At 69.9% G+C, this 21,872-nt stretch carries 21 protein-coding genes; 6 read left to right on the plus strand and 15 right to left on the minus strand.

The window, feature by feature from the left end:
• Entirely contained in the window at positions 1 to 87 is an 87-nt protein-coding gene (gene mftA, locus CT688_RS17770) for a mycofactocin precursor MftA (RefSeq protein WP_063971908.1), read from the minus strand.
• 170 nt (positions 88 to 257) lie between these two features.
• On the opposite strand from mftA, the gene mftR reads away from it, so the two are divergent.
• Both mftR and CT688_RS11595 read left to right on the plus strand, forming a co-directional pair.
• Positions 258 to 848, plus strand: coding sequence for a mycofactocin system transcriptional regulator (gene mftR / locus CT688_RS11590; RefSeq protein WP_107757019.1), 591 nt, complete (start codon positions 258 to 260; stop codon positions 846 to 848).
• Positions 849 to 919: 71 nt separating this feature from the next.
• Positions 920 to 1,426, plus strand: coding sequence for a hotdog fold domain-containing protein (locus CT688_RS11595; protein ID WP_107757020.1), 507 nt, complete (start codon positions 920 to 922; stop codon positions 1,424 to 1,426).
• 34 nt (positions 1,427 to 1,460) lie between these two features.
• On the opposite strand, the gene CT688_RS11600 is transcribed toward CT688_RS11595, so the two are convergent.
• From CT688_RS11600 to CT688_RS11635, 8 genes are all read right to left on the minus strand, one after another.
• Positions 1,461 to 2,327 (minus strand): ABC transporter permease, encoded by an 867-nt coding sequence (locus tag CT688_RS11600; protein WP_107757021.1) that lies wholly within the window; start codon positions 2,325 to 2,327, stop codon positions 1,461 to 1,463.
• On the minus strand, positions 2,324 to 3,340 hold the full coding sequence (locus CT688_RS11605; protein ID WP_107757022.1) for an ATP-binding cassette domain-containing protein: 1,017 nt from the start codon (positions 3,338 to 3,340) through the stop codon (positions 2,324 to 2,326). The genes CT688_RS11600 and CT688_RS11605 overlap by 4 nt, the downstream gene beginning before the upstream one ends.
• A 102-nt stretch (positions 3,341 to 3,442) precedes the next feature.
• Positions 3,443 to 3,805, minus strand: a complete 363-nt coding sequence (locus CT688_RS11610; RefSeq protein ID WP_107757023.1) for a hypothetical protein — start codon at positions 3,803 to 3,805, stop codon at positions 3,443 to 3,445.
• 45 nt (positions 3,806 to 3,850) lie between these two features.
• Positions 3,851 to 4,438 carry an ABC transporter substrate-binding protein gene (locus CT688_RS11615; RefSeq protein ID WP_107757024.1) on the minus strand — a complete coding sequence of 196 codons (588 nt, stop codon included), beginning with the start codon at positions 4,436 to 4,438 and terminating at the stop codon, positions 3,851 to 3,853.
• Complete coding sequence (locus CT688_RS11620) at positions 4,435 to 5,265, minus strand: ABC transporter ATP-binding protein (protein ID WP_107757025.1); 831 nt, start codon at positions 5,263 to 5,265, stop codon at positions 4,435 to 4,437. Before CT688_RS11620 ends, CT688_RS11615 begins: the two co-directional genes overlap by 4 nt.
• Complete coding sequence (locus tag CT688_RS11625; RefSeq protein WP_107757026.1) at positions 5,262 to 6,332, minus strand: iron chelate uptake ABC transporter family permease subunit; 1,071 nt, start codon at positions 6,330 to 6,332, stop codon at positions 5,262 to 5,264. Before CT688_RS11625 ends, CT688_RS11620 begins: the two co-directional genes overlap by 4 nt.
• A complete protein-coding gene (locus CT688_RS11630) occupies positions 6,329 to 7,402 on the minus strand; it encodes an iron ABC transporter permease (protein ID WP_107757027.1) in 1,074 nt (357 codons plus the stop codon). Before CT688_RS11630 ends, CT688_RS11625 begins: the two co-directional genes overlap by 4 nt.
• Position 7,403: 1 nt before the next feature.
• The gene (locus CT688_RS11635; protein WP_159078007.1) at positions 7,404 to 8,180 is read right to left on the minus strand and encodes a siderophore-interacting protein; all 777 of its coding nucleotides are present in this window, start codon (positions 8,178 to 8,180) and stop codon (positions 7,404 to 7,406) included.
• A 352-nt stretch (positions 8,181 to 8,532) separates the two neighbouring features.
• Here CT688_RS11635 and CT688_RS11640 point away from each other — a divergent pair, with 352 nt between their 5' ends.
• The gene (locus tag CT688_RS11640; protein ID WP_017838239.1) at positions 8,533 to 9,354 is read left to right on the plus strand and encodes a CoA ester lyase; all 822 of its coding nucleotides are present in this window, start codon (positions 8,533 to 8,535) and stop codon (positions 9,352 to 9,354) included.
• Positions 9,355 to 9,409: 55 nt separating this feature from the next.
• On the opposite strand, the gene CT688_RS11645 is transcribed toward CT688_RS11640, so the two are convergent.
• Both CT688_RS11645 and CT688_RS11650 read right to left on the minus strand, forming a co-directional pair.
• The gene (locus CT688_RS11645) at positions 9,410 to 10,297 is read right to left on the minus strand and encodes a sulfurtransferase (protein ID WP_107757029.1); all 888 of its coding nucleotides are present in this window, start codon (positions 10,295 to 10,297) and stop codon (positions 9,410 to 9,412) included.
• A gap of 115 nt (positions 10,298 to 10,412) precedes the next feature.
• The gene (locus CT688_RS11650) at positions 10,413 to 11,771 is read right to left on the minus strand and encodes an NAD-dependent succinate-semialdehyde dehydrogenase (RefSeq protein WP_107757030.1); all 1,359 of its coding nucleotides are present in this window, start codon (positions 11,769 to 11,771) and stop codon (positions 10,413 to 10,415) included.
• Positions 11,772 to 11,982: 211 nt separating this feature from the next.
• On the opposite strand from CT688_RS11650, the gene CT688_RS11655 reads away from it, so the two are divergent.
• On the plus strand, positions 11,983 to 12,900 hold the full coding sequence (locus CT688_RS11655; protein WP_156607223.1) for a hypothetical protein: 918 nt from the start codon (positions 11,983 to 11,985) through the stop codon (positions 12,898 to 12,900).
• 207 nt (positions 12,901 to 13,107) lie between these two features.
• On the opposite strand, the gene CT688_RS11660 is transcribed toward CT688_RS11655, so the two are convergent.
• The 4 genes from CT688_RS11660 to eccCa all read right to left on the minus strand — a co-directional run bounded on the left by CT688_RS11660 (position 13,108) and on the right by eccCa (position 18,691).
• Positions 13,108 to 13,401, minus strand: coding sequence for a WXG100 family type VII secretion target (locus tag CT688_RS11660; protein ID WP_107757032.1), 294 nt, complete (start codon positions 13,399 to 13,401; stop codon positions 13,108 to 13,110).
• A 29-nt stretch (positions 13,402 to 13,430) separates the two neighbouring features.
• Positions 13,431 to 13,751, minus strand: coding sequence for a WXG100 family type VII secretion target (locus CT688_RS11665; protein ID WP_107757033.1), 321 nt, complete (start codon positions 13,749 to 13,751; stop codon positions 13,431 to 13,433).
• 105 nt (positions 13,752 to 13,856) lie between these two features.
• Positions 13,857 to 14,675 carry a hypothetical protein gene (locus CT688_RS17485; protein ID WP_182613015.1) on the minus strand — a complete coding sequence of 273 codons (819 nt, stop codon included), beginning with the start codon at positions 14,673 to 14,675 and terminating at the stop codon, positions 13,857 to 13,859.
• The gene (eccCa, locus tag CT688_RS11675; RefSeq protein ID WP_107757035.1) at positions 14,672 to 18,691 is read right to left on the minus strand and encodes a type VII secretion protein EccCa; all 4,020 of its coding nucleotides are present in this window, start codon (positions 18,689 to 18,691) and stop codon (positions 14,672 to 14,674) included. Before eccCa ends, CT688_RS17485 begins: the two co-directional genes overlap by 4 nt.
• Before the next feature lie 247 nt (positions 18,692 to 18,938).
• Between eccCa and eccD the strand changes: the two genes are divergently transcribed.
• Complete coding sequence (gene eccD / locus CT688_RS11680) at positions 18,939 to 20,477, plus strand: type VII secretion integral membrane protein EccD (RefSeq protein WP_107757036.1); 1,539 nt, start codon at positions 18,939 to 18,941, stop codon at positions 20,475 to 20,477.
• Positions 20,474 to 21,862 (plus strand): type VII secretion-associated serine protease mycosin, encoded by a 1,389-nt coding sequence (gene mycP / locus CT688_RS11685; protein WP_107757037.1) that lies wholly within the window; start codon positions 20,474 to 20,476, stop codon positions 21,860 to 21,862. Before eccD ends, mycP begins: the two co-directional genes overlap by 4 nt.
• Positions 21,863 to 21,872 lie beyond the last annotated feature (10 nt).

Below are 21,872 nucleotides of genomic sequence, written 5' to 3' on the forward strand. Positions count from 1 at the left end.
TCAGTAGACCCCGCACATGCCGTCGATCGAGACCTCCTCGATGAGGGCCTCCTCCAGCACTACCTCGGTGTTCTGGGCGTTGTCCACGGCGATTCCTCTCGTCAGCGGGTTGGGTGACTCACCGCACACGGTGAGACCTGCATCATATTGACACCTAGTGCCAAATGCAATGGTCTGCGCACAACCCGTCCCCGGGATGCCTCTAGGCTTGGCGATCATGGGAATGACTGAGCCACGGGGATGACGGAGCCACGGGGATGACGGAGCCGAACGACAGTCGCGCGCCCGGACGGCGACCGTCCACGACGCGAGCCTCGATCGTGACCGTGGCGCTCAGGCTCTTCGACCGCCAGGGATACGAGGCGACCAGTGTCGACGAGATCGCCGAGGCCGCCCACATCTCCCGGCGGACGCTGTTTCGCTACTTCCCCGGCAAGGCCGCGATCGCGTGGGGCGAGTTCGACATCCAGATGGACGGGATGCGTCGCCAGCTCGCCCGGATCCCGGCCGCCACCCCGCTGAGGGACGCGCTCGCGGACGCCCTGGTCACCTTCAACACCTTCCCGGACTCCGAGACGCAGGTGCACCGCCTGCGGATGGGACTACTGCTCGGGGTCGACGAACTCCAGGCCCACTCGACGCTCATGTACGCGGACTGGCGTAGCGCCGTGGCCGAGTTCGTCGCCGCGCGCCGCGGGGAGTCGGTGCACGACCTCATCCCCGCCGCCACCGCCCACGCCGCCCTGGGGATCGCCCTCTCGGCCTACCGCCGCTGGGTCGACGAACCCGAGGCGGATCAGGCGCGGTTGCACGAGCTGCTCCGCCAGGGCACGCGCATCCTGGCCTGAACCGGAATGATCCGGCGGCTGATCCGGCGGCCCGCACCACCGCGAACCTACCGGGGAGTAACATCGGGGCGGTGACCGACACCGCGCCCTCCGCCTCCGCACCCACCCCGACGTTCCGCCTGTGGCAGAAGGCGACCCGCCTCCCGCTGGGCTCGCGCCTGTTCAGCGCGGCCGTGAGCCTCAAGGCGCCCTACTTCCGGACCGTCCTGCCGCACGTGGTGGAGCTGCGCCCCGGCCGGTGCGTCGTCCGCGGCCCCGGCTGGTGGGGCAACCGCAACCACATCGGCACCTTCCACGTGATCGCGGCGTGCAACCTGGCCGAGATGGCGATGGGCATGCTCGCCGAGGCCACCGTGCCGGCCACCCACCGCTGGATCCCCGTGGGGATGAACGTGCGCTACCCGGCCAAGTCGACCGGCGGCATGACGGTCACGGCCGAATGGACCGACATCCCCGATTTCGCGGCTTTCACCAGCGGCCGGGACGTCGAGGTCCCCCTGCGCTTCGTCGACGACGCCGGCGTGGAGCCCGTGGTCGGGACCATCACCATCCGGGTCTCCCCCAAGAAGAAGTCCTGACGACGACCTGCCACGAGGCGGGCCGGTCCGCGGGTCAGTCCCGCGTGCGGGCGTCGAAGGCCTTGACGGCGATCGGCGCGATGATCACCGTCAGACCGACGATCCACAGCAGCGAGGCCAGCACCGGGTGCTGCAACGGCAGCGCGGCGTCCGGCCCCACGGCCGGTGCGTTGCCCCAGAGCTCACGCATCGCCTGGACGACCGAGGCCAGCGGGTTCCACTCGGCGACCGGACGCAGCCACACCGGCATCGACTCCGGCGGCGCGAAGGTGTTGGCGAGGAACGTGATGGGGAAGATCGTCGTGAACATGACGCCGTTGACCGACTCGATGGTCTTGAGGCGGGAACCCACGACGATGCCGATCCAGATCATGACGAAGCCGAAGCCCAGCAGGATGAGGTAACCCAGCACCGCGTCGACGAGCCCGCTCCGGATCCGCCAGCCCACGATGAGACCCGTCAGCGACATCACCACCACGCCGATTGAGGAGTGGATGAGACTCGAGGCGCTGCGCGCGATGAGGATCGACGCCCGCTGGATGGGCAGCGACCGGAAGCGGTCGATGATCCCCTTGTTGAGGTCGTTGCACAGGCCGGAGGCCACGACGAACGAGGAGAACGCCATGGTCTGCGCCATGATCCCCGGGAGCAGCCACTCGCGGTAGTTCACACCGCCGGCCACGGCGATCGCCCCGCCGAAGACGTAGGCGAACAGCAGCACGAACATCACCGGCTGGATGGTGACATCCGCCAGGTTCTCGGGCTGGCGGCGGATGTGGAAGAGGTTGCGGCGCACCAGCGCGGAGATCTGGCGGCTCAGCGGCGGCCCGTCGGGGCGGTCCGGCATCGCGAACCGCTCATGGGTGGCCGAGGTGTGGGCGGGGTCGGCGACGGTGCTCATACCCGGTTCTCCTGTTCGATGGTGTCGGCGTCCGCGGTGTCAGGCGAGCTCTCCGGGTCCTCGGCCCTCCGGCCGGTGAGGGACAGGAAGACGTCGTCCAGACTGGGGCGCTGGAGGCCGATGTCGTCGAGCTCGATCCCGGCCTCGGTGAAGGCGGCGGCGATCCCCGCCAGCGCCGAGACGCCCTCCGACGGCGCGGTGAGCCGGCGTGCGTCGCGGTCGACGTGCAGTTCCCCGATCCTTCCGTCGAGGACCCGCACGGCCTCGTCCACGTCATCTGGTCGCGAGACGGTGATGACCAGGCTGGCGGCACCGGACCGGTCCTTGAGCTGCAACGGTGTGCCCTCGGCGATCACCCTGCCGTGGTCGATCACGATCACCCGATCGGCCAGTTGATCGGCCTCGTCGAGGTACTGGGTGGTGAGCAGCAGCGTCGTGCCGTCCCGGACCAGGTCACGCAGCACGTCCCAGAGTTCGTTGCGCGACCGGGGGTCGAGCCCGGTGGTGGGCTCGTCGAGGAACAGCACGGGCGGGGCCGCGACGAGGCTGGCGGCCAGGTCGAGCCGGCGCCGCATGCCCCCCGAGTAGCTCTTGGCCACCCTGGTCGCGGCGTCGCTCAGTGAGAACTTCTCCAGCAACTCGTCGGCGCGCGACTTCACCCTCTTCTTGGGCAGCCCGTACAGGTCCCCGATCAGACGGAGGTTCTCGCGCCCGGTGAGCAACTCGTCGACGGTGGCCGCCTGTGCGGTCAACCCCATGGCCTTGCGCACATCGGCGGGCGCGGTCGTCACGTCGTGGCCGGCGACCCGCGCGGTGCCCGAGGTGGGCGGGCTCAGCGTGGTCATCATGCGGATGGTGGTGGTCTTACCGGATCCGTTGGGACCCAGCAGTCCCAGGACCGTTCCGGGGGGCACGGTAAAGGAGATGTCATCGACGGCGGTGAAGTCGCCGAACTTCTTGACGAGGTGTTCCGCCTCGATCGCGGGGGCGTCGGACGGTGGTGGGGTACTCACCCGCCACAGCGTGCCGCGCTCACAGGGGGTAGTCAAGACACGCGTCCATTAATGCGGACAGGAAGCGTCCTGAGTGCCCGCCGGCCGCCGTCGCCGCGGCGTTCAGTCCCGGACCGCGTCGGCGATGCGGGGCACCAGGGTGTCGAGAGCGTACGAGATCGACAGTGGGGTGTTGACGGAGATGGCCTGGCGTTCTGTCGAGGTCAGGGTCAGGAGCTCTGCGGAGAATCGACCGAACAACTGGTTGTACTCGGTCGGGACGAAGTTCTGGTCGTCGGTGAGGAACAGGACCACGTCGCCGTCGAGCATCGCCACCTCTTCGGACGCCACCTGCACGCTGAAACTGGACCCGTCGTCCCGGGCTGCGATCGACTCGGGTAGCCGCATCCCGATGGTCTCGATGAACTCCCCGCGCCCGTCCCTGTTCTGGAACCCGTAGTACGTGCCCGGGTCGGAGACGAGCACCGCGGTCCCGGTCTTGCCCTCCAGCTGCGGGTACCGGGCCGTGGTCTAAGCGATGTGCTCCTCCAGCTCGGTGAGCAGCTGCTCCCCCTCCTCGACCCGGCCCAGAGCCCGGGCGATCTGCCGGGTCGCGGGCGCACGATTCACCTGCCACACGTTCGTCCCCGCCGGTCGGGCGACCGTGGGCGCGATCGAGGACAGCCTCGAGTACTGCTCGTCGTCCGTACCGCCCTGCACATCGATGATCAGATCCGGTTCCAGCGACGCGATCCTCTCGTAGTCCGGTTCGCTGGCGCTACCGAGGTCCACCGCGTCGATCTCACCGGCCGCGTCCCGGGCCCAGGGCTGCAGTCCCGGATAATCCGCGCTACGCGCGTAGCCGACCGGGTTGACGCCGAGGGCGATCGCGTTGTCGACATCGCCCCATCCGAGGGTCACCACCCGCTGGGGCTCGGACTCGATCGTGGTCTCCCCGAACTCGTGCTCGACCGTCACCGGGAACGCAGACCCGTCGCCGTCGGAACCGGGGTTCCCACCGCCGGCGGTGGGCGCGTCGCCCGGACTACAGGCGGACAGTCCGACGGCGAGGGTGGTGGCGAGCAGGGCACCGACGGTGCGGCGCAGTGTCGTTCTCATAGTGTGCGGGTCTCCTTCTGCGTGTGGATCGTTCTCTGTCGTCGGTCACGTCCGAGTGGGATGACCTGGGGTGTTCCCGCGACGGGGTCGGGGACCACGCGGCACCGCAGCCCGAAGACCTCGTGGACGAGCTCCTCCGTGAGGATCTCCTCGGGGGCACCGGTGGCCATCACCCTCCCCTCTCGCATCGCGATCAGGTGGGTGGCGTAGCGGGCCGCCTGGTTGAGGTCGTGGAGCACCGCGACCAGGGTTCTGCCCTGGTGGTGCAGGTCGGTGAACATCTCCATGAGCTCGATCTGGTGGGCGATGTCCAGGAACGTGGTGGGCTCGTCCAGCAACAGCAGCGGGGTCTGCTGCGCGAGCACCAGGGCGACCCAGACGCGTTGACGCTGTCCGCCGGAGAGCTCGTCCACCAGGCGCGCGGACAGCTCGGTGGTCTCCGTTGCGGCCAGTGCGGCCGCGACGGCCTCCTCGTCCGCGGTCGACCACTGGCGCAGGAACCCCTGATAGGGGTTGCGACCGCGGGCCACCAGCTCGGCGACGGTGATCCCGTCGGGCGCGAGCGAACTCTGTGGCAGCAGCCCCAGGCGCCGCCCGACCTCCTTGGCCTTGTAGGAGCTGATGTCGCGTCCGTCCAGGATCACCTGACCCCTGGCGGGCGCGAGCAGCCGTGACAGGGCGCGGAGCAGAGTGGACTTGCCGCAGGCGTTCGGGCCGATGATGACCGTGAACGAGTCCTCGGGGACGGAGACCGACAACCCCTCGGAGATGACCCGTGTGTCGTATCCGACCGTGATGTCCTCGGCGCGCAACGGAGGCAGGCTCATGGGAGCTTCCTTATCTCGTGAATCAGTAGCCAGGTCAGATACGTTCCGCCGATGACGAAGGTCACCACCCCCACCGGCAGCGTCTGAGGTAGCGCGTGCTGGGCGACCAGGTCAGAGGCCAGCAGCAGGACGGCCCCGACGACCGCGGACGGCCAGAGGGTGATCCCGGGCGTGCGGGCGAGACGGCGGGCGACCTGCGGCGCGGCCAGGGCGATGAACGAGATGGGTCCGGCGGCGGCGGTGACGGCGGCCGTCAGCGCGACGCCCACGATGATGAGACCCAGTCGCGAGGGTTCGACCCGGATGCCGATGGCTCTCGCCGCGTCGTCGCCGAGCTGCATCTGCTGCATCGGCCGAGCCAGCAGTCCGAGGGCCAGTATGAGCACCATCACGACCGCGGTGGCCACACCCGTCTGTTCCCAGGTGATCCCGTTCAGCGACCCGGCACCCCACACCGCGGCGCTCATCGCGACCTCGAGTTGGGCACGCAACAGCAGCCAGCTGTTGAATGCCGTGAGCATGGCCGAGACCCCGATGCCGACGATGATGAACCGAAATCCGGTGATCCCGCCCCGGTACGCCAGCAAGTAGACCACCGCGGCGGTGGCCACGCCACCCACCAGCGCCCCTGAGGCCACCTGGGTGTAGCCACCCCCGAGGACGATGAGCACGACGATCGCCCCGGTGTACGAGCCCGTGGCGAACCCGATGACGTCAGGACTCGCCAACGGGTTGCGGGTCACGGACTGGAACACCGCGCCGGAGGCGCCGAGGGCCGCGCCGAACACGACGGCGGCCAGCACGCGTGGGGCCCGCCACTCCAGCACCACGGTCCGGGCGAAGGTCCCGTCAGTACCGGTCAGCACGTCGACCAGTCGGCCGAGGTCGACGGCGTAGCTACCGACCGTCAGGCCGACCACCGCACCGACGCCCAGCAGGACCGCGAGGGCGGCGCAGACGAGGAGGGCCCGGAGGGGGAACCGGACGGAGACACCGTGACGCCGCCACTGCACCTGCCGTGCCCCGAAGTCCACCCGCGAGGCTCCGCTGGCGATGTCGCTGCTCATAGCCCGCTCGCCTTCTTGCGTCGGATCAGGGCGATCAGGACAGGCGCGCCGACGAATGCGGTGACGATCCCGACGGGCATTTCACCGGGACGGATCACCAGGCGACCGAGGACGTCCGAGACGATCACGAGGATCGGCCCCATCACCACCGAGTAGGCGATGATCCAGCGCTGCTCCGGCCCGGTGATCCACCGGGCGATGTGCGGAACCATCAACCCCACGAACAGAAGGGGGCCGGCGATCGCCGTCGCTCCTCCGGCGAGCAGCGTCACCGCGACGACCACCATGGTCCGGGTGAGCGCGACCCGGGTCCCCAGGGATGTCGCGAGATCGTCGCCGAGGGCGATCGCGTTGAGCGCTGTCGCCGCGCCCACGGCCAGCAGCACTCCGAGGATCAGGAACGGCAGCACCGGAAGCAGCACGTCATAGCCGCGGCCGGCGATCGACCCGGCGTTCCAGTGCCGCATCTGGTCGAACGCCCCCGGGTCCACCAGAGTCATGCCCAGGGTGATTCCGGAGAGCACCGCGCCGAGAGCCACGCCCGCGAGCGTCAACCGCACCGGGTCCGCCGGGCCCCGGCCGGCCGATCCGACCAGGTACACCCCCACCGTGACCACCAGGGCCCCGAGGAACGCGAACCACACATACCCGGTGATCGAGGACACCCCGAAGACCGCGACGCCCAGTGCGACGAAGAACGCCGCCCCGGCGTTCACCCCCAGAATTCCCGGGTCGGCGAGCGGATTACGCGTCAACGCCTGGATGAGCGCACCCGACACCGCGAGCCCGGCACCGACCGCGAGGCCGGTCAGCGTCCGCGGCAGCCGCATCTCCCACACGATGAAGTGCTCGTCGATCGCGAGATCGTGGTACCGGAACGCCTCCAGCACCGTGGACAGCGGGATGTCCTTGGACCCGACCGCCACGCTGACCAGTACGGCGACCGCCAGCACCGCCAGGAGGACGATGAGTCCGGCCGAGCGTCGGGTGGTGGTGCCCGCCACTGCCCGAGGGGGGACGGTCCGGGAGCGGGTGGGCACGCCGGTGCCCCGCGAATCGGTGGTCGTCATGTCAGGTGCGTGCCTCGCCCTGACGCCAGTAGCCGCTGAACGTGATCAGTTCCTTCGCCACCCCGCCCTGCGCGATGAGGAAGCGGCGCGCCTCCTGCACGAGCGAGGCCTCCGCGCAGATCCACGCGTAGCTGATCTCTCCCGGCGCGACACCGTCGAGGACACGGGGGATCGACAGCCCAGGTGGGCCCCCGTCTCTCACGTGCCAGTGCACGGTGGCTCCTGTGGCGATCGGGTGGATGTCGGAGTCGTGGTCCACCTCGATGTGTGCCGTGGCCTGGCTCCCGAGAGCCGCGACGCCGGGGGCCGGCTCCGGGGAGGTGAGTATCGACGACAGCGCGGGAAGGGCGGTCACATCGGCGAAGAACACCTGGCGCCCTGACGGGTCAGTGGGGCTGTACAGGCCGTTGCCCTCGACGAAACCGGCGACGTCCCCGGGAGTGACGGTGGCGGCCCAGCGGCCGCCCGGGCCGCTCGCCGCGTGGTCGTGGTCGCTGTGGTCGCTGTAGTCGCCGTGGAGCACGATGTCGACATCGACCTCACCGTCGTCCGGACGGTGGGCGCGGACGGTGTACCACCGCAGCTCGGGCCGGCATCGGTCACCGATCAGGTCCGCCACTCCTCGAGGTGACGATCCGACCAGGCCGTCAGCGGGAAGGTCGAGCCCTGCCGGGCCGGGGATCAGCAGTGCGAAGAAGTCATCCGGGCGCAGGAGCTCATAGTCGGTGAGCTGAGGCGCGTGGAGGGTGATCCGGCGCATCCGCGGGGTCAGCGACACCGCCGCCGTGACCGTGACGGTGAAAGCCCGATAGCTGCCGCGCGGCTCGGGGCGAGGTGCGCGGCTCGGTGGTGAGACCGCTCCCATCACTCGGCCGGCCTCTCGTCGAACGCTGCGCTCACGGCGGCGTGGGGCCGAGCATGGGTGATCATCGTGCGCCTCCGTCCTCATCCGGCTGAATATAGGTCAGCCTATCCTTACCCAGCGGGCCCGGGGTCACGCCCCCTGGCACCGCTTCCCGCGTGGTATCTCGCATCGACCCCGGCGTATCGTGGGGAGGTTGCCGCGAGACCCGCCCGTCCCGCGTTGATCCGTTCCCCCGAGCAAAGGATGACCGGTACCGATGAGCCCCATGTCGACCATCCCGCCCACGATCGCCCGTTCGTGGTTGCTCCTGCCGGCAGACAAGTCCGAGCGCTTCGACGCGGCCGCGGACTCCGAGATGGACGTCGTGGTCCTGGACGTCGAGGACGGGTGCCGCCAGTCGGAGAAGGAGCGTGCCCGTCGCGAGGTCCGCCAGTGGCTCGAGGCCGGCAATCACGCGTGGGTCCGGATCAACGACGTCCGCTCCCCCGAGTGGGAGAAGGACCTCATGGCGCTGGGCCACTGCCCCGGTCTGGACGGGGTGATGTTGGCCAAGACGGAGAACCCGGAGCACGTCTCGCTCACCGCCGCCCGGCTGGCCCCCGACACCCCGATCGTCGCGCTGGTCGAGTCCGCCGACGGTCTGGCCGCCGCCACGGAGATCGCCAAGACCGACCAGGTGGTGCGCCTGGCCTTCGGCATCGGCGACTACCGCCGCGACACCGGCATCGGCTCCTCGCAGATCGCCCTGGCCTACACCCGGTCGCAGTTCGTCGTGTCCAGCAGGGTCGCCCGGGTGGCCCCGCCGATCGACGGTCCCACCATCTCCAATGACACCCAGGTCCTCATGGACGCCGCCGAGCACGCGGTCGAGATGGGCATGACCGGCAAGCTGTGCCTGCGGGTGGACCAGGCCCCGTACATCAACGAGGTGCTGTCCCCCTCGGCCGCCGACGTCTCCTGGGCCGGGTCCGTGATCGACGAGCTGGGCCCCGGGGGCGAGCGGTGCCGCGACGGCGCGGACCTGCCGCGGCTGGCCCGCGCGCAGAAGATCGCGCACCTCGCGCAGGCGTACGCCGTCGTGCGCTGACCCGCCTCAGGGGGTAGATCAGCTCAGGGGTAGATCAGTTCAGGGGTGACTCGACTCAGCGGGGCGAGTCGCCGGTGACCAGCGGCAGGTCCGGATCGCCGGCCCACGCGTTCATGGAGCCGTCGTACACCGCGACGTCGTCGCGGCCGACGAGTGCCAGGGCGTGCGCGACCCCGGTCGCCGCGATGCCGCCGCCGCAGTAGGTCACGACGGTCCGGTCGTCGTCGAGCAGGCCCGCGGCCTCGAACTCGCGGCGCAGCTCCTCGGTCGGGCGGAGAGTGCCGGTCTCGGGGTCGCGGAGCGTAAAGACCGGCAGGTTGATGCTGCCGGGGATGTGGCCGCGGCGGGCGTAGGTGTCCACCTCGCCGCGGTAGGTGGCCTCGTCCAGGACGTTGACAAGGACTGTCCGCCCGTCGTCGAGCGCGTCGGCGACCTCCCGGGTGGAGCGGAACAGCTCGGGGCGGCGCGTGCCGGTGAAGGTGCGCGGGGTGAGGTCGGGGAACACGTCGGTCACCTCGTAGCCGGCGGCCTTCCAGGCGGGCAGCCCGCCGTCGAGCACCGTGACGTTCTCGAAGCCCTCGTAGCGCAGGTTCCACCAGAAGCGGGTGGCCCAGAAGCCGTCGTGCTGGTCGTAGACGACCACGGTCGCGCCGTCGCCGATGCCGAGGGCGCCGGCGGCCGCGGCGAACCGCTCGTGGTCCGGCGCGGTGAAGGGCTGGGGGGCGTCCGGGTCGGCGAAGTCCACCATCAGGTCGGCGAACACGGCGCCCGGGATGTGCTCGAGGCGGTAGGTCTCGGCCCCGGACGTCAGAACGGCAGGGCCGTCGGTGGGCACGCGGAGGTGGGCGGTGGCGTCGACGACGACGAGGTCGGCGTCGTCGAGGTGCTGGTGCAGCCATTCGGGGCTGACGGTGAGGGTCGGGTGCGGTGTCGTGGCGGTCATGGCGCTCCTTTGGTGAGGGGTCGACCGCCGAGGGTAGGCGGACGCACTCCGGCCGGGGCGGTGAGTGCCCCCGGCCGGAGTAAGTGCGATGCGTCGCCGGATTACTGCGTCGGTGTCAGTGGACCCGCTGGAGGCGGACGTTGACGAACTCGCCGAGGCCCCAGCGTCCGAGCTCCCGGCCGTAGCCCGAGCGCTTGACGCCGCCGAAAGGCAGGCCGGCCATGGTGGTGCCGTGCTCGTTGACGTAGGCCATACCCACCTCGAGCCGCTCGGCCACCTCGGAGGCCTTGTCGGTGTCGGTCCCCCAGACCGAGCCGGACAGTCCGAAGGGGGTGTCGTTGGCGATCCGGACGGCTTCGTCGAGGGAGTCGTAGCCGTAGACCATGGCCACGGGGCCGAAGATCTCCTCGGTGTAGGCGTCCATCTCCGGGGTGATGCCGGTGAGGACGGTGGGCTCCATGAACGCGCCCGGGCGGTCGATCGCGCGGCCCCCGGTCACGAGGGTCGCACCCTGTTCGACGGCGCGCTCGACCTGTTCGACCACCCCGTCGCGGGCGTCCTCCGAGGACAGGGGCCCGAGCGCGGTCCCCTCGTCGGCCGCGGGGCCGACCTTCGTCCCCTCGTACAGGTCGCGGAGCTTGCCCACGAACTCGTCCTTCATGTCTTCGGGCACGAACATCCGCTTGGGTGAGTTGCAGGCCTGCCCGCAGTTCGACAGGCGGGCCTTGCCGACGGTCTCGACCAGCTCGTCGAGGTCGTCGGTGTCCAGGACGATGAGCGGGTCCGAGCCACCCAGTTCCAGCACGCTGGTGGTGAGGTTCTCCCCCGCCACCTTGGCCACGGCGGCGCCGGCGCCCTCGCTGCCGGTGAGCGAGACGCCCTTGATCCTGGGGTCGGCGATCATCTCGGCGACCGTGTCGCTGGAGGCGTAGACGTTGACGTACGCGTCCTCCGGAAGCCCGGCCGCGCGCTGCACCTTCTCGATGGCCGCGGACGAGCGCGCGCAGATGCTGGCGTGCTTGAGCACGATGGTGTTGCCCAGCAGCAGGTTGGGGGCCGCGAACCGGGCCACCTGGTAGTAGGGGTAGTTCCACGGCATCACGCCGACCAGGGGCCCGACCGGCTCGTGGGTCACGCGGTTGAGGCGAGCCCCGGGCACGTCCAACGTCTCGGGCTCCAGCAGCTCGGGGCCGTGCTCGCCGTACCAGCGGTAGATCGAGGCGGCGAGCTGGACCTCTCCCTGCGCCTGGTCGGGGAGCTTGCCCATCTCGGTCGTGATGGCCTTGGCCAACTCCTCGGTGTGCTCCTCGAACGCGTCCGCGATGGCCAGGAGGATCCTCGCCCGCTCCGCGACGTCGGTGGCGCGCCAGGAGTCGAAGCCAGTGGTGACGGTGGACAGGATCCCGTCGACGTCGTCGGTCTGGTCGTACTCGCTGTCGGTCGTCCCGGTCGACGGATCGTGGGTGACGTACATATGGGTCCTCCCGTGGTTCGCGTCCGCCGGGTGATCGACCCGGCTCTGCTCGCGACGGTAGGCCAGCCTTGCCTCGCCTGCATCCGGTCGGGAACCCCGTCCAGGGCTGTGCCACCCGGGTAGCGATTCGGCGATGGACGCGAGTATGGTCCCGGGCAAGGTGGCCCCGCGCCCGACGGCTTCGCTCGTCGGCTCCTCTAGTGCGTGGGGTATGTCCATGAGCTACGGCAGCGCCGTTCACACCGCCGACGGGGACTTCATCGTCGGATCCATTCTCTCGGGCGCTGCACCATGGCTTTCGCTCTCGTCCGAAACCACTCTGGAATACGCCTTGTTCGGGGGAAACAGCCCGTTTGCCAACTGGGTGGGAAACGAACTGCGGGAGTGGGAGCTATTCCCTACGCCGGAGTCGCTCTTCCTCACCGACGATCTCGGCGAGAGAATCCGGACCTGGTCAGATGAGTTACACAGATGCCAGGAAGCGCGGTTTAGCGGAATGCCCGGACCTGACGACTCGGAAATGGTGGAGGTGGCGCTTGAGGGGCTCACGCTCTGTGGGTTTATCAGGAATGAGATCCCTTATTATTATGTGGGTTCCACGTTCTTCGACGCGCTCCCTGAGCCTGTGAGAGAGCAGGTCGAAGATCGCGTCCCTGACTGGAGGGGATATCGAAAGATCGACGGCAAGAGGGACGTGTTCGATCGGCAGGCCATGCCGTTCCAGCCGTTCGGTAGCAGCCAGATGCCGCCCGAGCTGTCCACGATGTCGGCCGCGATCATGGCGAACGTCGATCGTTACGGTGGCCGAGTTGTGGACCCGGGCGGAGACCTCTGGGCCGAATTGGACGCCTGGCAGGCCCGATATGAGGACAGCTTCCTCGGCCTCCCCGAACAGCGGGGTCGAACGCCACGATGGCGGCCCGGGTTCGACCGCCTTGGCTGGATGGCCGAAGGCCTCGCCCTACAACAGAAGTCCCACAACGCGCTGGAAGGCGTGCAGCTGGCCTGTGGAGCGGCCTACCTCGCAATGTCGAAGGACGAGTGGGATTCGATGCTCGCCGTCTACCTCAAGAACACTTCCGAAGTGCCAGGCCGAGCGGGCCCATCCACTTTCGCGGGGGCGCGATGACACGACCCCCTCATGCTGTTACAGGCGCAAGAACGGTGTGCTGCACGTGGGGCGTCGATGATCCCCGCCTGATCTCCCGATCACCGCCCGGAAAAGGCCGCCGACCCCGGTCACCGGACACTCGGCTACCGGGGCCCACGAACCGCAGGGCGGCGGCCCGCCAGGACTCGATCATTCAGACCGCGATCGTCATACCCGCCGCGCGGGTCAACCCCACCCCTGGGCGGCGCGGCGGTCGGCATCGGCCATTCCCTGGTTGCCCTGACTCGCTGCCCGCGAGATCTCCGCGAGCATCGCCTGAAGAGCTGCCGCCGCCTGGTCCCAGTCGTTCTGGTGGGCGTGGTAGGCGACGGCGGCGTCGCCCTCCCATTCGGCGACGAGCGGCGCGAGGTATGTCTTGAGGTCATCGAGGGTGGTCCGCAACGCGGTGGAGGCCGAGCCGACCTGGCCGACCAACGCCTCGATCGGGCCGTGGTTGTAGGTGATCTGTCCTGAGGTCATGAGTATTCTCCCGATTCGAGGATGGGTGGTCAGATGTTCAGAGGCCCGGAGGCGCCGATTCTGCTGATGGCCTGCGCGGAGTCCTGATCAGCGGCGTCGAACGAGGTGCTGTTGACCCGCATAGTCTCCGAGATGCCCGCCAGGGCGGAGTTGAGCTTGGCGCTCTGCTGCTGCCACTCCGTCATGATGGTGGCGAACCGCGCCTGCGCCGCACCCCGCCACACAGATCCCCCGAGCTGCGACACCGAGTCCCGGACGTTCCCGAGTAGTCGATCGATCTCCATGTTGACCTCGTCGACCCGCCTGGCCGCGGTGTCCATGGTCCCGATGTGGGTGTTGAAACCGGCCATCTCGTCCTCCCCTTGTCGTCCTGCGGCCCCCTCGTGGGTCCGTCACAGTGTTCGACGCCGCTGCGACCGCGTTCGGTTCCCTCCTCATCGCCGGCCCGAGCAGCCTCAGACATCCTCGTGCAGTCGCAGTGCCGCCTCGACCGGAGCGGTCTCCGGCACGACGAAGGACAGCAATCGGGCCTGATCGCAGGCGTCCACCACTCGCTCGCAGTTGCGTCCACGAGCCAGAACCTCAGTCGAACCGGTGCCCGCCTCACGCCTCGCCCGTCGGAGGGCGGTCACCGCATCGATCACACGGGAGACCTCGTCGTCGCGCATCGAATCCCGGCGCGGGTCCCAGCGGTGGACGAGGGCCCGGTCGATCAGGGTCAGTTCCCCGCGTGTGCGTTCCACGAGACTCACCATGGTCCGGGCCTCGGATGCCTCCACGCACACGGCCCAGCGGGCTGACGAGGAGGGCAGAGCGTCGGCGGTCACCAGTGCGGAGCGGACGATCCGCGGAGCCACCCCCAGCCCCTCCGCCGCGGCGGCCAGCCGAGCGGATCGGGTGTTGCCCCACTCACTGGGAACGAGGAGCACCACCCCGTCGCCCTCCCCCGCCCCGCCCCACCGGAGTGCCCTGGAGACGGGCGCCGCCAGGAGTTCGTCCACGGGAACGGAGAGGCCCGCCACCTCGGTGCGATCGCGGTGGGTGCTCGCCACCGGATCGAGCAGACACCGGTCCGGGTGGCTAAGAGCGAGGGAGTCGACACGATCGGAACACTCGATCCGATCGCCCCCCGGGGGCAACGCTGTCCCGTAGACACCGGCGAGTACCGAGGTCGGCGTGACCGACGGGGAGAGGACGGTCGACGCCGACGCCGACGCCACCGCGAGTCCGGAGCACGAGAGGTCGACCGCGAGGCTCACTGCTACCCGGGTCATGGCAACGCCAGTGCGGTCTGCACCAGATGGACACCGCCGCTCCGGGTGACGAACCTGCCCCGACCCGCCGGCATGGGCGTGGGACGAACCCCACCGAGAAGCGGCCCCTCCTCCCTGCTCCCGGACATGATGATGCCGCCGCCGCCTAGATCCCGGATCCTCCCGACGAAGGGGTCGTACAGGGCCCGAGACGAACCAGCACACCGCCGCGCGAGTACGACGCAGAACCCGATGTCGCGGGCGTGCGGGAGAAAGCGGGCCAGTGGGGTCAGCGGGTTTCCCGCACCCGTGACGACGAGATCGAGGTCGTCGACGACGAGGTGGATTCGAGGACCGTCCCACCACGACCGCGAACGGAGTTCCTCTGGAGTGACCTCCGCCCCGGGCATCCGCTGCTCGAGGATCTCCACGAGGTGCTCGACCATAGGCGCCAGCGCGGTCTCGGTGGCGGCGTACCCGGCGAGGTGGTCGCCCTCGACCTCGCCGAGCATGGTGCGCCGATAGTCGACCACGATGATCTTCGCCGACTGCGCGGTGTTGCCGGAGATCAGTCCCCGGGTGAGGGCTCGTAGCACGGAGGTCTTGCCACACTCCGAATCACCCAGCACCAACATCAGCGGATCGGCGTCCAGATCGGCGTAGACGACCTTCAGGTCGGATTCGTCCACCCCGAGTGGCACGCGTGAACGGGTACCGTCCGGTCCCGGTCGTGCCAGGCTCGCGAGCTGGCCGTACGGCAGGGTTTCCGGGAGCATCCTGACCGGCGCCGCGGTGACCGGACCCGCGAGTTCGCGCCACCGCTGCGCCAGATGCCGGGAGGCCGAGGCGGTGGCGTCGGCGATGCCCCCCGGGTCGACGAGCCCGTCGAGTCTGGGTTGGAAGATGAGCATGTGGTGTCGGTCCCGGGTCAGACCCCGTCCGGGGGAGGCGGGAACGGTCACCGCCGCGCGGCGGTCGATCATCGAATCCGTGGGATCGCCCAACCGGAGTTCGACACGCGTGCCGAGCGCGTCCCGCAGCGCCGGCCGGAGGTCGGCCCACCGGGCTGCCGACAGGACCACATGGACACCGTATGCAAGACCGTCCGCCGCGAGCCCCAGCACGACCTGCTCGAGATCCTCGACCTCCGTCCTGAACGCCTGCCAACCGTCGATCACCAACATGATGTCGGGGTACTCGGCGACTGATCGGCCATCACGCTGGACGAGTCTGCGGCGGGCCTGGTCGATCGAGGTCAGGCCCTGGTCACGGAAGACCGCTTCCCGCCGCTTGAGTTCGGCGTCGACCTCCGCGACCGTACGGCGAACCTTCTCGTCCTCGCCGCGCCGGGCGACTCCTCCGACGTGAGGGAGCGGGGAGATCGACTGGAGGGCCCCGCCACCGAGGTCCACGACGTAGACCGAGAGCCTGTCGGGCCCGGTCGTCGCCGCGGCGGCCAGGACCAGGGTGCACAAGGCGGTCGACTTGCCCGACCTCGTCCCGCCCACCACCGCCACGTTGCCGTCCGCCCCGGAGAGATCCACGGACCAGATGGCTCGGCGCTGCTCGAAGGGCAGGTCGACCTCCGCGAGAGGAAAGCTCCAACTCGGCGGGTCGGCGTCATCCGGGACCATCGGTTCTCTGCCGACCGCCGAGTCGAGGGCGGCTCCGGCACCCAGTGGCGCGAGCCAGACCTCGTGCGCGGGTCGCCCGTGGCCGGACAGCCGACCGACGAGAACGTCGAGCAGACTCGAGCCCTCCTCCTGATCGTCCCGACCGGCGTGATCGGCCGGGCCCCCTCGATCGGAGACGGAGTCGCTGGCCGGAGGGACGGGAGCGGCCACCGGCATGAACCAGGACGTGAATTGTCGCACCGTGGCACGGGCGACCGGTGCCGCGACGGACGCCCCCTCCCGCCGACGATCCTCCTGGTAAGGGCCCGAGACATAGGCGGCGTCGAAGCGCACCGGATCACCGGAATCGACCTTGAGGAAGCCAGCGCCCGGCGTGGCGGGCAGGTGATACGCATCGGTCACGCCGAGAACCGTGCGGGACTCCGTCGCGGAGAACGTCTTGAGTGCGATCCGGTAGGACAAGTGACTGTCGAGACCCCGCAGCCGCCCCTCTTCGAGCCGTTGCGACGCCAACAGGAGGTGGATGTGCAGACTGCGACCGAGCCTTCCGATGGTGAGGAACAACTCCGCGAACTCCGGCTTGGAGGACAAGAGTTCGGAGAACTCGTCGACGACGATCACCAACGCGGGCAACGGGTCCAGCTGGGCACCCCTCGCCCGCGCCGCCTCGTAGTCCCCGACCCCCGCGTAGTTGCCGGCCGCGCGGAGCACCTCCTGGCGCCTGTTGAGTTCCCCCTCGAGCGCGTCCCGCATCCGGTCGACCATGGTGATCTCGGCCTGAAGATTGGTGATCACGGCAGCCACATGAGACAACGACTCGAGTCCCAGGAACGTGGCCCCGCCCTTGAAGTCCACCAGGACCAGGTTGAGCGCGTCCGGGTCGTGGGTGGCGACGAGACCCAGGACGAGAGTGCGGAGGAACTCGGACTTGCCGGAGCCCGTCGCGCCTATACACAGTCCGTGCGGTCCCATCCCGCCATGCGCGGCCTCTTTGAGGTCCAACTCCACCGGCGCACCATCCGGGCTCACACCCACCGGGACGCGCAATCGATCACGTCCACCTCGTCGACGCCATGCCACCGCCGGATCGACCCTGGCCGCCGACCCGATCCCCAACAGGTCCGGTAGGCCCGGGACGCGCCTCATCGACGTGGAGCCGTCCGCGTTGGTCACGGTATCCGCGGGCCGGTATCGAGCGAGTGCCATGGCGAGTCGCTCCGCTTCCGGAAGGCTCATGGCGTCCGCGCGCGCGACCAACTCCTGCCCGGACTCGGTCCGCACCGAGGCGCCGCCGTCATCGTGGACCCGGACACACAGCCCGAGCCTCGTCGCGAGGTCGCGTAACTGACCGGCGCGACTCCCGGAGACCTCCAGGACGGTCACGCCGTCCAACCCGTCCTCCGCGACCAGACGCTCCGCGCCGTTGACACCCACACCGTCCACCACGACCACGAGATGAGGCTCCCCCGGCCGAGGCGTCGCGCCCGCCCCGAAGGACGGTCGGGCCGCGATCTCCTCGGCCAGCATCGCCTCGACACCGGCGAGGGAGAACTCGGTCAGTCGTACCCGTCCGCCGCCGTCCGTGTACGTCGGATGTGCGTGGTGCGGTAGCCACTTGAGCCACTCCCAGGCTCGACGTGCCTGCCCCTCGCTCGCGGCTACCGCGATGCGGACCCGGTCGGGCCCGTGGGTCACGGCGAGGCCCGCCAGCGCGGCCCGGGCAGCGGCGCGCACCACGTCGACATCGCCGTCCAGGGAGACGACGGCGAAGGCCCGCAGCTCCACTGCGACCGGCAAGCCGTCCACCACCGAGTGGACTCTGGCGAAACGCCTCATAGCCACCACCGAGACCGGTTCGAGGTCGTCCACCGGACCGGTGTCGGGCGCGGACAGTCTCGTCGCCAGCGACTGTCGTCCGGGACCCAGACGTGCAGTGAGGTAGTCGGCATCGCCCTCCTCCCGCTCCCACATCCGTGGGGTCCCCACCAGCGCGGGCAGTCCTGCCGGGTCCGGGTGCCTCCACAACGCGGCCCGCCGTTGCGCGGCCGCGATCTCGCGGACTTCTTCCCGGGTCTGCCCCAGGTACCGCAGGTAGTCCTTGCGCAGTTCGTCAGTCTCGCCGGTCTTGTTGCCGCCGGACAGGGTTCCGGCGAGCATGCCGACGGCGGACACGGCCATCATGACCGGGAAGAGAATGAACATCGGGTTGCGCATCATCCCTGTCCGCAGCATCACGACCACCATGCCGGCCACGGCGACGACCAGGATGATCGGGAGCACGATCTGGACGAGGGGCCGGGGAGTGGGCCGGGGCAATCCTGGCGGGGCCTGCAACTCGAGCTCGCCGGTCGGCACCACCGGGGGCTCGACTCGCTCGCCACGGGTGAAGACCACGTCGCCCATCCGCGCCCTCCTCCCGTGCTGATGCCCCGCTTGGTGCCCCGCCTGATGCCCGCCGTCGTGTCCTCCGGCCGGTTCCAGACCGGCCGGCCCCCACCCGGTCCCGGAGGAGGGCCCCCCACGAGTACGCCCCGCATTCGACAATGGTCGCCGTGTCGAAGCGCGATGTTAGGGCAGTTCACGTCGCGACGGGGACCTCAACCCACCGGGAGGACAGTGTCGGTGAGTCGGACGAGTGGAGGATTCTGGGGTGACGGGACAGAACGAGCTCCGGGCGGTGGCGTCCGGCGTCGAACCGCTGGACCAACGTCGGGTGTCGATCGTGTGCCGCACCACCCGTGTCGACCTGAGTTTGCCGGCCCACCTGGAACTCGTCGCCGTGATCCCAGAGGTCGTCGACCTGGTCCGGGATCGGATAAGGGCGGCCGCGGGACCCGCCTCGCACGTGGACGTGGACTCCGAGATGGGCGGCAGCGCGAACGGGTCATGGCAGCTCTCCAGGCTGGCGGGCGGGCCGCTGGCCATCTCCGAGACACTCGCCCAACAGCGCGTGCACGACGGCGAGATCCTCGTGCTTGACCACCGGCCCGTGCCCACACCGGCACCGCTGTTCGACGACGTTCTCCAGGGGCTGACCGATCCCGACGTCGCACGCTCCCGAATCTGGGGACGCCGCGACGCCGTCGCAACAGCCACCGCGGCGATCGCCGTGGCCGCGGCGGCCGCTGCCACCGCGCTCGTCACGCAGTGGCGGCACACCGACGGGATCCTGACCCCTCTGGTCGCGGCGCTGTTCGCCGCGGTCGGACTCGCGACGGTCCTCACCCTGCGGCGGTTCGATGCCCCCGGGTCGACTCACGCCGTGGCAGCGGCCGCCACGATCGGGTTCACGGTGATCGCGGCAGGCACCATCGGTGCGGCCCCGGTCGGAGCGGGGAGTGTGGTGGGTGGCCTGACCGCGGGATCCGTGGTCGCGGGTCTGTTGCGGTGCACCGTCTTCCGCCCGGCTCCCGGTCGGTCATACGGTCTCGCGGCGGGATACCTGGCCCTGACGCTGGTGACGGCCGTGGGGGCGATCTCCGCGACGGTCGCCGCGTACACCACCGTGCCGGTGCACGCCATCGGGGCCGGTGTGGTTCTCCTGGGCCTGCTCATCCTCACTGCCGCACCCGGCGTTTCGGTCTCGGCGGCCCGCATCCCGATCCCAGCGGTCCCGGCTCCCGGGGAGGACATCGATGTCGGCGAACTCGGCCACGTCGGTCGCGACGTGAACACGGGGCATCCCGACGATCTGCGGAGACACGCACCCCTCCCCACACCGGCAGCGCTCAGGCATCGCTTCCTCACCTGTCGCTCGTGGCTCACCGGCCTGCTGTCCGCTGGGGGCGCCGCATGCACGGCCGGCGCGCTGATCGCGTTGAGCGGCACCGGTGGATCCCCCGGATGGTCCGCTCCTCTGGCACTGGCGGTGATCGTGATGTTGGTGCTTCGCGGGCTGGGTTACTCCGATCGGGTCCATACCACTGTGCTTCTGGGGTCGGCTCTGGCCCTGGCGGCCGGTGTACTGATCGGGGCGGCGTTCACGCATACCTCGCCGATCGGAGTCGTCGTCCCCGCCGCTGCCGCGTTCGCCGCTGCTGTCGCCATCGCGGTGACGGCGCTCCCGCAGGTGGAGCTCTCCCCCGCCGTGCTGCGTGCGGTCGGGACGATCGAGGTGCTGGTGATCTGCATGATGGTTCCGCTCGCGGTCGGGGCCATGGACGTCTATTCGACCGTCCGTCAGCGATGAGACCGGTCGTCGCGCTCTCCCTCGCCACCACCGTGGCGATGCTGACCGCCCTCGGCGCGGGCGGTCCGTCAGCGGTCGCTCTCGAACGCCCCTCCATCGACGGCCCCCTGCCGGAGGTCGGCCCTATCGATCCCGTCGCCGCGGAGCCCGGTTCGTTGCGGTTCGGCGGTCCCTGCCGCACGACCGCCGCGGTCCTCGATCCGTCCGCCCCTCCCCCCTCCGCGACATCCGCCGACCTCAGCGCGGCCTGGATTCACGGAAGGGGCGAAGGGCAGGTGGTCGCCGTCATCGATACCGGTGTCAACCCGGGCCCCCGGCTACCACGCGTCCGTGGTGCGGGTGACCTCGCGCCCGGCCGGGACGGCACCGAGGACTGCGATGCGCACGGCACACTCGTCGCCGGGGTGCTGGCCGCGATCGAGGACGACTCGGGACACTCCGGCGTCGCCCCGGGCGTCGAGATCGTCTCCATCCGGCAGTCGAGCAGTGTCCTGAGAACCACTGAACGTTCATCCGACGACTCCGTGGTCGGATCAGGTGTCGGCACGCTGACGTCCCTCGCCAGGGCGATCCGCGCGGCTGTCGACGCGGGCGCGGGCGTGATCAACATCTCTGAGGTCGCCTGCGTTCCCGCCGGCACCCCGCTGGCCGACGAGACGCTCGGCGGGGCGATTCGCTACGCCGCCGTCGATCACGACGTCGTCCTGGTGGCGGCTGCGGGAAACGTCGGCCAGACCTGCGGAGACCAGAACCCCGATTCCCCCGACCCCACACGAGCCGGTGATGACGGCTGGGACGACGCGCTCACGGTGGCGGTACCCGCCTGGTACGACGATCACGTGCTGGCCGTGGGCGGCGTGGGACCGGACGGGGCCGCCGCGGACTTCTCACTCCGGGGCCCGTGGGTCGATGTCGCGGCCCCTGCGGTGGACCTACGCTCGGTCGGTGCGGACGGCGCGGGGGTGTCGGACCTCGTCGTGGACGGGGACGGAACCCGTTCCTCCATCAGTGGGACGAGCTTCGCCGCTCCGTTCGTGGCCGGCACCGCCGCCCTCGTCCGGCAGGCATATCCGGGTCTCACCGCCCGACAGGTGATCGCGCGGATCAAGAGCACCGCGATCCCCGCCGCCGGCGGCCGCGATTTCGCGGTGGGCCACGGGGTGGTAGACCCGGTGGCGGCGGTCACCGGGGTCCGTCGGTCCGGTCGTCCGGTGCCCGCGTCGACGACCATCGCCGCACCACCCCCGGACCCGCGGCACACCGGCGCGGGCGCGGGTGCGATCGTCGCGGCCGGGTCACTCACCGTCGGGGGTGCCATCCTGGTCGTGGTCGCTCTGACCCGAACCCGAAGCCTCCGCCACCACGACCACCGGCCCGGGTGCTGAGAGTCACGCC

The sequence above is a fragment of the Dietzia sp. JS16-p6b genome, from assembly GCF_003052165.1.
Lineage (GTDB): Bacteria > Actinomycetota > Actinomycetes > Mycobacteriales > Mycobacteriaceae > Dietzia.

Coding starts and splice junctions, on each gene's coding strand:
- CT688_RS11640 (WP_017838239.1), top strand. CDS start 8,533: ATGTCGACCATCCCGCCCACGATCGCCCGTTCGTGGTTGCTCCTGCCG.
- CT688_RS11625 (WP_107757026.1), bottom strand. CDS start 6,332: ATGAGCAGCGACATCGCCAGCGGAGCCTCGCGGGTGGACTTCGGGGCA.
- CT688_RS11645 (WP_107757029.1), bottom strand. CDS start 10,297: ATGACCGCCACGACACCGCACCCGACCCTCACCGTCAGCCCCGAATGG.
- CT688_RS11630 (WP_107757027.1), bottom strand. CDS start 7,402: ATGACGACCACCGATTCGCGGGGCACCGGCGTGCCCACCCGCTCCCGG.
- CT688_RS11620 (WP_107757025.1), bottom strand. CDS start 5,265: ATGAGCCTGCCTCCGTTGCGCGCCGAGGACATCACGGTCGGATACGAC.
- CT688_RS17485 (WP_182613015.1), bottom strand. CDS start 14,675: ATGACCCGGGTAGCAGTGAGCCTCGCGGTCGACCTCTCGTGCTCCGGA.
- mftR (WP_107757019.1), top strand. CDS start 258: ATGACGGAGCCGAACGACAGTCGCGCGCCCGGACGGCGACCGTCCACG.
- CT688_RS11665 (WP_107757033.1), bottom strand. CDS start 13,751: ATGGCCGGTTTCAACACCCACATCGGGACCATGGACACCGCGGCCAGG.
- eccCa (WP_107757035.1), bottom strand. CDS start 18,691: ATGGGCGACGTGGTCTTCACCCGTGGCGAGCGAGTCGAGCCCCCGGTG.
- CT688_RS11600 (WP_107757021.1), bottom strand. CDS start 2,327: ATGAGCACCGTCGCCGACCCCGCCCACACCTCGGCCACCCATGAGCGG.
- CT688_RS11655 (WP_156607223.1), top strand. CDS start 11,983: ATGTCCATGAGCTACGGCAGCGCCGTTCACACCGCCGACGGGGACTTC.
- CT688_RS11615 (WP_107757024.1), bottom strand. CDS start 4,438: ATGAGAACGACACTGCGCCGCACCGTCGGTGCCCTGCTCGCCACCACC.
- CT688_RS11660 (WP_107757032.1), bottom strand. CDS start 13,401: ATGACCTCAGGACAGATCACCTACAACCACGGCCCGATCGAGGCGTTG.
- CT688_RS11650 (WP_107757030.1), bottom strand. CDS start 11,771: ATGTACGTCACCCACGATCCGTCGACCGGGACGACCGACAGCGAGTAC.
- mycP (WP_107757037.1), top strand. CDS start 20,474: ATGAGACCGGTCGTCGCGCTCTCCCTCGCCACCACCGTGGCGATGCTG.